The 8,665-nt window shown below is 70.9% G+C and carries 9 protein-coding genes and 1 pseudogene; 4 read left to right on the top strand and 6 right to left on the bottom strand.

Annotated elements, in window-relative coordinates:
• Positions 1 to 176: 176 nt before the first annotated feature.
• From K7G61_RS32310 to K7G61_RS32300, 3 genes are all read right to left on the bottom strand, one after another.
• Positions 177 to 749 (bottom strand): hypothetical protein, encoded by a 573-nt coding sequence (locus K7G61_RS32310; RefSeq protein ID WP_225850669.1) that lies wholly within the window; start codon positions 747 to 749, stop codon positions 177 to 179.
• A 1-nt stretch (position 750) separates the two neighbouring features.
• Positions 751 to 1,107 carry a PadR family transcriptional regulator gene (locus tag K7G61_RS32305; RefSeq protein ID WP_225850668.1) on the bottom strand — a complete coding sequence of 119 codons (357 nt, stop codon included), beginning with the start codon at positions 1,105 to 1,107 and terminating at the stop codon, positions 751 to 753.
• A 366-nt stretch (positions 1,108 to 1,473) separates the two neighbouring features.
• Complete coding sequence (locus tag K7G61_RS32300; protein ID WP_225850667.1) at positions 1,474 to 2,169, bottom strand: alpha/beta fold hydrolase; 696 nt, start codon at positions 2,167 to 2,169, stop codon at positions 1,474 to 1,476.
• Positions 2,170 to 2,629: 460 nt separating this feature from the next.
• On the opposite strand from K7G61_RS32300, the pseudogene K7G61_RS32295 reads away from it, so the two are divergent.
• The 4 genes and pseudogenes from K7G61_RS32295 (at position 2,630) to K7G61_RS32280 (ending at position 5,952) form a co-directional block, all read left to right on the top strand.
• Positions 2,630 to 3,224, top strand: a pseudogene (locus K7G61_RS32295) (DUF4913 domain-containing protein).
• Positions 3,221 to 4,474, top strand: coding sequence for a hypothetical protein (locus K7G61_RS32290; protein ID WP_225850666.1), 1,254 nt, complete (start codon positions 3,221 to 3,223; stop codon positions 4,472 to 4,474). Before K7G61_RS32295 ends, K7G61_RS32290 begins: the two are co-directional and overlap by 4 nt.
• A gap of 232 nt (positions 4,475 to 4,706) precedes the next feature.
• The gene (locus K7G61_RS32285; RefSeq protein ID WP_225850665.1) at positions 4,707 to 5,039 is read left to right on the top strand and encodes a hypothetical protein; all 333 of its coding nucleotides are present in this window, start codon (positions 4,707 to 4,709) and stop codon (positions 5,037 to 5,039) included.
• A 91-nt stretch (positions 5,040 to 5,130) separates the two neighbouring features.
• Positions 5,131 to 5,952 carry a hypothetical protein gene (locus K7G61_RS32280; RefSeq protein ID WP_225850664.1) on the top strand — a complete coding sequence of 274 codons (822 nt, stop codon included), beginning with the start codon at positions 5,131 to 5,133 and terminating at the stop codon, positions 5,950 to 5,952.
• Positions 5,953 to 6,049: 97 nt separating this feature from the next.
• Here K7G61_RS32280 and K7G61_RS32275 read toward each other — a convergent pair whose 3' ends face one another.
• The 3 genes from K7G61_RS32275 to K7G61_RS32265 form a co-directional block, all read right to left on the bottom strand.
• Positions 6,050 to 6,274, bottom strand: coding sequence for a hypothetical protein (locus K7G61_RS32275; RefSeq protein ID WP_308190775.1), 225 nt, complete (start codon positions 6,272 to 6,274; stop codon positions 6,050 to 6,052).
• 266 nt (positions 6,275 to 6,540) lie between these two features.
• Positions 6,541 to 8,286 (bottom strand): relaxase/mobilization nuclease domain-containing protein, encoded by a 1,746-nt coding sequence (locus tag K7G61_RS32270; protein ID WP_225850663.1) that lies wholly within the window; start codon positions 8,284 to 8,286, stop codon positions 6,541 to 6,543.
• Entirely contained in the window at positions 8,286 to 8,645 is a 360-nt protein-coding gene (locus K7G61_RS32265) for a MobC family plasmid mobilization relaxosome protein (RefSeq protein ID WP_225850662.1), read from the bottom strand. Before K7G61_RS32265 ends, K7G61_RS32270 begins: the two co-directional genes overlap by 1 nt.
• Between the last annotated feature and the right edge of the window lie 20 nt (positions 8,646 to 8,665).

Genomic DNA, 8,665 nt, shown 5'->3' with positions numbered 1-8,665 from the left:
GCCTGACAGTGTGCCCCTGCATGCGCTCGCCGAGGAGAACCTGGCCTCGGCGAGTCCGGATCTGCTGCGCTCGATGGTCAAGACGTTCGCCGACGCCTTGATGTCCGCCGATGCGGGATCCCCGTGGCAACGTGGGTCCATCCCGCGGAGGCGGCTTCGGGTGGTCGCTGGAGGGGTCAGAGCGCCGGGCCGTCCGGGGTGGACCCGGCCCGCCGTTGGTTTCGGCGGCGTGGCAGGGCACGCCACAGGCGGCCGCAGGCGACCGAGCCGCCCAGCAGGATCACGTAGGTCAGGGGCGTCCAGGCTCCGCCGACGTGGGTGGCCCGCCCATCGTGCAGGGCGAAGGTCAGCGGGCTCTGGAGCCAGGTGACGCCGCCCCAGGTGCAGCTGCCGTCGGCGTGCGTACCCGTGGCGGTGAGGGCCTGCTGGTAGGCGTTCGCCGCCTCGCTGAGGAAGAAGTTGAGCAGCAGCGGGGTGGTCAGGGCGAAGAGGGCGGCGGCGAGCCACGAGTGCCGCGGGCCTTCGCCGAGCTCGGCGTCGAGGTACTGCGCGGCCAACTCGCGGGCGCCGCCGAGCCGGCGCAGCGCCTCGCCGGCGCCGACTTCCGCGGTGGCGGTCAGCAGATTGGCGCGGACCTCGCGCCGGTGGGCGATCCGGGTGCGGTTGGGCAGGTCGTAGAGGCGCTGGTCGAGCGACCAGACGAGCCGTTCGACGCGCAACCGGTCGAGCCAGGTGACGGTGTGCGGCATGTCAGGAACCCTTCTGCGGTGCGGCGGGCAGCGGACGGGACAGGACGGCCTCGACGCCGGCGACGTGCCGGGCCCAGTTGGCGGCCCCGGCGGTCAGGGCCTCGTGCCCGGCGGCGGTCAACCGGTAGTACTTGCGCGCCGGGCCGCTGGAGGAGGCGACCAGCCGGGAGGCCAGCCGCCCCTCACGTTCGAGCCGGGCCAGGGCGGGATACACCGTGCCCTCCAGGACGTCGGCGAACCCGGCGCCCTGCAGGCGCTGGACCACCTCGTACCCGTACGACTCCTGCTCCGCCAGCAGGTGCAGCAGGAGGAGCGACAGGACGCCCTTGAGCAGTTGCGGGTCATGGCTGGAGGTCACAAGTATCAAACTGTCTCCGGTACTTGATAATGTCAAGTACAGCCAAACCCGCAACGGTCAGCTGGCGGTCGCCCGGGCGCCGACTTCCGCAACGGCGCCGATTCGCCATCATTTCCCGGCGAGAGCCATCCCGCCCCTGGCGCAGTACAGGTCACGCACCGGTTCCACCGCATGCAAGGCGGACCCGCCACGCCACCGGGTAGATCGGCCGAGCTGCAAGGGCGGGTCCGCAGCGTCGCCCTCCTGTCCTGGCCTGGCGTCTGCGGCTGGGAGGATTGGAGCGAGCAAGTCCGTCCCATCCCTGAGCACAGGGTGGGGATTTTCAGGGCTCTGGCCGCGATTCCGTGAATGATCTTGTCGCTGGCGTCACAGACTCAGCAGCAGGTCACGGACTGCAACAGGCTGGGACAGGAACGGGTGGTGGCCGGCGTCGAGTTCGACGACGCTGCCGGCCCGGCGGGCGAACTCACGCTGGAAGCGCGGCGGAGTGCCCCGGTCCTGGGCGCAGACGAGGTACGTCGAGGGCACCTGCTGCCATGCGGCCGCCCCGACCGGCTGCCCGGTCACCTTCGCGCTCTGCCGGGCGAGATGGTCCGCCGCCTGCGCCTGGACCTCGGGGTCGCAGTCCTGCAGGAAGGTGTCCACGAGCAGCTCGGGACGGACCCCGAAGGTGCCGGCGTCGGGGTCGACGTCGAGGAACGGGGCAGGGCTGCCGGCCCCGAACTCCGACAGGCTCTGCCCGACCTCGGGCAGGTAGCTGGAGACCATCACCAGATGGCGTACCGACCGGACACCCGCCGCGGCTTCCGCGGTGACGATGCCGCCGTAGCTGTGGGCGACCACAACGGTCGGCTCATCGCTGTCCAGCAGCGCCCGCCGCACCGCCGTAACGTCCTCAGACAGCCCCGGACCGTCCGCACCGCCGGGCAGGCCCGCCTCGCCGCAGCTCGGCAGCGCCGGCGCCACGCTCGACACCCCTCGCTCCCGCAGCAGCTCGGCGGTGCGGTGCCACCACCACGACCCGTCCCGCACACACGCCCCATGGACGAACACGACCCTCAACGATGCCTCCACGTCCGCCTCAGCTGCCGCGCCTGCCCTTCGAGCAACAGTAGACGTAGCCACCACGCCAGACAGGGAGGCGAAGATCATCCACGCAATCGCGGCCAGCGCCAATTTCAGGAAGCCCCATCACCAGTCGATCCGCCGTCGCCGCGAGTACGCGCGGCTTTGACCCGCAGCGGCACTTGGCCGTCCTCGCCCGCACCACCCTCACCGCCACCGCGCGGCCAGGGCCGCCACCCGCCGAGCCGAAGTCCCCGTGTCTGAGACAGGGGGCGTCAGCCCCTCCCCCGTACGGCCACCCCGGACGCGACCACCTCGTACCACGCCTTTCCGGCCGTACCAAGTCGCGTCCCGACCGCACCCTCATCCCCATGGTCGTCTCCGCACAGCCATGACCCGGGCCAGAGCCGGGCGTCCAGCCCGTCCGCCACCGTTCCCTCGCCTCCCTGGACCAGCCATGCCGAAGTCTGCGCAGAGCCCTTCCGAGCCGGAGCCATTCCGCGTCCCCGGCGAAGACCTCGACGACCTCACCAGCACCCTGGCCGCCACAGTGGCCGAGGTACGCCGCCACAGCGCCCTCCTCGACCGCCTCAGCAGCGAACCCGACCCCGCGCCCCCGGTCGGGCCGACCACCCCCGCCGCCGACTCCGGCGACAGCCGTGAGCGCGAGGGCGCCTCCTCGCCGTTCATCATGGCCACCCGGCCCGGCATACGCCGCCGAACTGGCCGCACTCACCGACTGGGTGAGCCACCTCTTCCTGCCCGTCTACGGCCGCGAGGTCAGCACCACGCGCCCCTGGTGCGGCCAGTAATGCAAACATCCCGAGGCCGTCGCCCGCCTGCACGCGCTGTGGCTGGCCTGGCAGCAGCTCACCGACGCTCAAGCCGGTCCCACCGGTCCATCGACGTGGCATCGCGATCACCTCGACCACGCGCTCATCCAGCTCCGCGCGCCTGACGGGCCGTTCGCCGCCTGCACCACCAGCCTCGACCGGCCTTCCCACCGGCTCCTGCCCGCCCCCGCCGCCGTGACCGCGGGAGCGGCCCAGTGACCGGCGAACCCGACTTCCACCTCAACGACCTCCAGCCCGCCGACACCGCCTCCGAGCTCGCCCAAGCCGACCTGTGGGCGCGCGACCTGACCGTACTCACCGAACACCACAGCATCGACCGACTGTCGAGGAGCTGTCTCGTCGCCCATGACGCCTCAGCGACCTGGGGCACGCCCGGGGCTCCGCAGTTGGTCGCCGTCGACATCACCCGCGACCACGACCACGGCACCTTCACCTGCGCCACCTCCGCACACGCCACAATGGCCTTCGCCCAGCAGTGGCTCATCACACGCGGCTGCCCACCCGCAGCGATCACCCAGGTCAGCCCCGACCTCATCCAGCCCGCGGACGACGCCACCCTCCGTGTCGAGGAGCAGATCCGCGCTTCGGGGGAGCGCTACGAAGTCCTCAGCACGTACACGTCGGAGCTGGACGACCCCACCTGCTGGTCATGGACCATGGTCCGCGACCGCCACGCGGACGACGCTCCGATCCGGGCTTTCCTCGAAGACGTTGATCTGCGCAGCGCCACCTACACCCTGCGCCAGGCGGCCTTCCCCGATCAGCCCTCTGCCCGGCGCTGGCTGGACAACCGCGACGCAATGCGGGCGATCGAGCCCGAACGCGGCAGCGCAGACACTGCCCTGCGCGCTCAGGCCGCCCTCAGCCGCTCCACCTCCGTCTCCCACGTTCCGCCGACCACCGGCTTGTGGGCCCACAGCGAGCACCTCCCGAGAGCACCATTCCCGGGGACCGAAGTGAGCCGAGCCCGCTTCGCCTTCGCGGCCCATCCCGACGCCATCCAGGACCTGCGCGACCTCCCCGACGACGTACGCGACATCGCCCTGCTGCAACTCCAGGATCTCGTCCACGGCCACGCGGGAGCCAAACGCCTCGGAGGCCGCCTCGAGGGGTTCCACAAGGTCTACCTCGACCCCGCACCGGGAGAGCGGCAGTGGCGCATGGTCGTCCAGTTCGGCGACGCTCCCCCGTCTTCGGCCCACCGTCGCGAGATCTACCTCGTCGCGGCCGGCGCACGCAAGGACTACGCGGTCTACCGAACCGCCCAATCACGCGTTCACCACGTAGGCACCGGTGGGCTGACCGCCATCCGCCTGATTGAGGAGGCACGCGTCCGTGCCGCGCGAGCACGATCGCCCTACACCGGTCTGCAATTTCCCGGAGACGCCACGGCCGCCGCCCCGCCCAGGAGCGCCGCTCAGCCCCATTCCCGAAGGCCCGCACACTGACCACGCATTCCGCACCAAGTCACAGAAGGGCGACGTCATGTCCGATCTCCTCTGTACTCGCCGATTGGTCGAGCGCCGCTACGGTCGCCCGCTGGAGGACCTCGCGGAAGCTCGCGCAGCTGGTAGCTCCGACCCGGACCAGGGCGACCAGGTGGGGTGCCCCCGTACCGTGTTAGCTCCTGTCCGACAACGGTTTCCCGTGACGTAGGGAGCCGGAACCCTTGGAGGGAAAATGGGAATCGAGCTGGAACTGCACTCCGCTCGACCCGCACGTAAGAAGGCATCCGCGGGCACCTTGCTGCGAGGGTCCTACGAGCACGGCGCAGCCCTGGCCCGTGCGCTGACGAGGCTGGACCGGCACGACGCGGGCAAGCTCGGCTGGGTGGATCCCTACGGCGACACACTGTTCAACGAGCAAGAAGCTGCCGTCGCCCGCCAGGAGATCAACGCCCTGGTCCAGCAATGCGCCGACGAGCAAGAGAAGGCGGCCCTGCGCGACCTTGCCGCACTGCTTGAGGAGTGCGCAGCGACGCCGGGCAGCTACGTGTGGTTCATCGGCGACTGATACCGCAACGACATGACACCGCCCATCTATCATGGTGGGTCCCGGGGGGCTCCCGGGATCGCCCGCGTGTGGGGGACGGTACGTTGCCGCCATGTGCATCTCGACCGGCGAGGCCGTGTTCTCCGGCACGATCGTGTACTGCGGGCGGCAGCACCACCGCGTGCACGGCCTCATCCATGTCCTGGGCTACCAGAACACCGCTGTCAACCTGGCGGACGGCCCGAACGCCATGCTGCTGCACCTGCCCACCCGACAGGTCACCCCCGGGCACTTCCTGTCCGCCGGGCGCACCGGCGACGTCCTGCACCGTATGGTCGCCGCGGCGAGGAGCGCCGCCGCAGTCGACGACATCGCGTTCATGAGTGCGGAACCGCAGGCCGTCCAAGTCTTCGATCACGATGTCTACACGGTCCTGCTGGCGAACGACCCCACGGCGGTCCATGCCGCGCTTCGCCAAGTGCCTCCGCACCGCCGCCCCACTCTCGAGCCGGAACTCCTGCGCTTCTACGCCGACCACTTCCCCGGCCACACGATCGCTGTGTGCTGTTTCGACAACGCCGACGCACGACGCGCCAAGCCGCTGTTGTTGTGGTACGCGCCCCTCGACCCCGACCAGCTGACCGTGCCGGCCCTGGACAGCCACACCGGCATGGCCCCGGACCTCAACTCCGCTTTGCCCGTTGACCACTGGGTTCTGTTTTCCACCGACCAGGCACCCGCCGACTGGGGCATGCCCGTCGACTACCCCGACGACATGCGTCACCGCCTGCGAGCCTTCCTGCCCACCGCCGTCGTGGGCCGGCACTACGGCCACGGGAAGGTGCTGCCCAACGGAGACTTCACCATCAGCCACCGCGACCTGCTCGCCGGAGACCTCGACGGCATCGAGCGCCTGCAGCCGACCCGGCGCTGAAGGGCGGTAGGGCCATGTCCTCCGCGTCGCGGGCGAGCCGGGCTTGACCTACCCAGGGTCGGTGACCCACCAGGTCGGCTTTGCGCTTCGCTGCTCGTCACTCCAGGTAGGCGCCGGCGAAGGAACCGTCGTACCCGAGAGCCAGCAGGCCCTCCGCGACGCTGGCGTAGGTGGTTCCGTCGGGGGTGGAGATCAAGGCATCGTAGTCCGTACCGGTGATCTCGGGTTCGAGCCACTGGTGGGAGCAGCGGCAGCGGATCCAGACGTGGCGGCCCTGATTGATCAGCAGCCAGTCGCGACGGGCTCCGCAGGCTGGGCACATCACGGAGATGCCGCGCAGGGCGAGCTCTTGCGGGTGCTTGAGGCCGCGGATGCACCGCGGGTCGGTGGACTGAGCCGGGACTGGCCGGATCTGTGACGTGGGTGCGCTCGCTGGAGCGCCCGGTGGGATCGAGGACGGCGCTCTGCGCGTGGTCGTCTCGGACACGAGTACGTCTCCCCTCTACCTGGCCTGCCCGCCTGCGAGACGGACTGTGACGGTTTGTCCAGCGTACGTGGGGTCGCCGACACACCGCGTCGGGCTACGGTTCAACGGCCTCGCGGGCGTGGGCGCGGGCGCGGTTGGCCGGATGCGGTGGGTGGAGGATTGCTTCGGGCGTCACTTCTGTGAGTCGGCGCCATGGGTGGGCTGGTCTTCATGTGGTGGTCGGCGCTGGGGTGCGCGGGCAGGTCGGCGAGTCGACGCAGGCGCCAGACCAGGACGCCGGTCACGTCGAGGGCGGTGTCGAGTTCGCGCATCCCAATGGCCTCGCGCAGGAGCGCTCCGGGGTTGTGGCCTGTCTGTTCGGCCTGGACGAGGGTCGGGACGAGAGCAGCCTCGTCGGTCTCCCAGCCGGAACGGATGCCGGCTTCGGAGAAGGCTGAGCGGATGGTGGCCTCATGGCGCGCGCGTACTGGGGTCGGCAGCGTGTGTGCCTGCTCCCGCATTCCCCGCATGGGTGTGGTGGCCGCCTGGTGGTAGGCGGCGCGTAGGTGGGCAGCGGCCTGGTCGGCGGCTTCGGCTTGCTGGGCGTGGCCTCGGGCGGAGTGCCAGCGCGCAGCGGCTGCGACGGCTAGGACGAGGGCCGACAGCAGCATCGCCGTGGCGGCGCCGTCCTCTCCCCTACCCAGGGCGCCACCGGCTCGGACGATGCCGCGGGCCGCTGCGCGCAGGGCCCGGCTGTCGGCGTGCTGAGCGCGGATGTGGCTGCGGCTGGCGCGTTCGAAGAGGCGGGCGGCCCTGCGCAGGTCGGCGCGTGTGGGAGCCGGGGAGGTCTGGACGGTCGCGTCGAGGAGTTCGCCGAGCCCGGGAAGGTGGGCGGCGGCATCGTCACTGCCGTGGGCCAGCTCGTCGCCTACCCGGTCGACGATGCCGGTGGCTCGGCGGCGCTGCGAGGCGGCTGCCGATTCGCGCGGACGGGACGTCGCGGTTCGGTCCGAGGCCGTGGCGGCGGACGGGTCGGCGGCAAGGCGGTGGCGGATCTTGGGCAGGGACAGGTCCGGCGCCAGGGTGGAGCCGGCGAACCATACGGGGGCGCCTTCGCGGTTACGGTCGCCGGGCAGGGCGACGGCGTACCCGAGGACATCGCCGGACGGACCCTGCCGCAACTTGATGCGCATGCCGGCTTCATGCAGTCGGGTGAAGAACTCCTGCTCGTCGGCGGCTCCGGCCAGGCCTTGGCGAACTGCTTCGCGAAGGGTCTCGCGAGGGGTTTCGGGGCGACCGGCGCGTTCGGCCTTGAAGCGTTCCGCGCTGGTGGGGTTCTTCGCGGCCGTGCCGTCGCCCGGCTTGAGCTGACGCAGGCCGAGTTCCTTCTCGATACTGCGGCACTCGGCCTGGGCCTTCTTGAAGTCGTAGTTCATCCGGGGCCGTCGCAGGTCGCCGCGCACCATCGTGGCCACGATGTGGATGTGGTCCTCGGCGTGGCGGACGGCGACCCACCGGCAGTCGTCGGGCTCGTTGTCCGAAGCGAGCCCTACGGCGGCCACCAGGCGGCAGGCGACCTCACCCCACTCCGCGTCGCTCAGGCGCCGGTCGCCGGGGTCGGTGCGTACCGAGCAGTGCCAGACGTGCTCGGCAGGCGCCCTGGCGCCGGCCTGCTTCACCCGCAGGTCCAAAGCGGCGGCCATGCGAGCCATGGTTGCCTTGGCGTCCGCTTCGCGGCCGGGATCCGGAGCGAAACCGTCCCATGAGCCCACCAGGTGCGGGTCGCAGTGTTCGTCGCGGCGGCCGGGGCCGTACAGGTACGCCAGCAGCCCGTACGTACGCGACCCGCGCCGGATCTTCGGCACCATCAGCGCCGCCGGTCCACAAGGGCGTCGGCTACGGCATCGATGCGCGCCAGCACGGCCACCAGCGCTCGCAGGGCATGGGCGAGCTCGCCCGGCACAGGCAGACCACCGGAGTTGTAGACGTGGGCGATCTGGTTGATGTTGTTTCCGACGCGCGAGACCGCGGTACGCAGCGCCGCCAGTTCGTCGCTCGATACCTGGGCTGGTTGTCGCCGCGGTTGCCCGGCGGCAGGTCCGGACCGGAGACGGGGCCGGCGCGGAAAGGAGCGCCGACGCGGCGGCACGCTGGTGATGCTGCTGCGACGAACAACGTGCGTGTCGCCGCGCTGCGGAGTTCGCAGGCCGGTACGCCGAAGCTGCACGATGTCGGCCCACTCCGAGT

The organism is Streptomyces sp. HPF1205 (genome assembly GCF_020400825.1).
GTDB lineage: Bacteria > Actinomycetota > Actinomycetes > Streptomycetales > Streptomycetaceae > Actinacidiphila.
Note: the sequence above shows the minus strand (reverse complement) of the source record. Positions and strands in the feature narration are given on the sequence as shown.

Coding starts and splice junctions, on each gene's coding strand:
- K7G61_RS32280 (WP_225850664.1), top strand. CDS start 5,131: ATGTGCATCTCGACCGGCGAGGCCGTGTTCTCCGGCACGATCGTGTAC.
- K7G61_RS32270 (WP_225850663.1), bottom strand. CDS start 8,286: ATGGTGCCGAAGATCCGGCGCGGGTCGCGTACGTACGGGCTGCTGGCG.
- K7G61_RS32285 (WP_225850665.1), top strand. CDS start 4,707: ATGGGAATCGAGCTGGAACTGCACTCCGCTCGACCCGCACGTAAGAAG.
- K7G61_RS32275 (WP_308190775.1), bottom strand. CDS start 6,274: ATGTGCCCAGCCTGCGGAGCCCGTCGCGACTGGCTGCTGATCAATCAG.
- K7G61_RS32310 (WP_225850669.1), bottom strand. CDS start 749: ATGCCGCACACCGTCACCTGGCTCGACCGGTTGCGCGTCGAACGGCTC.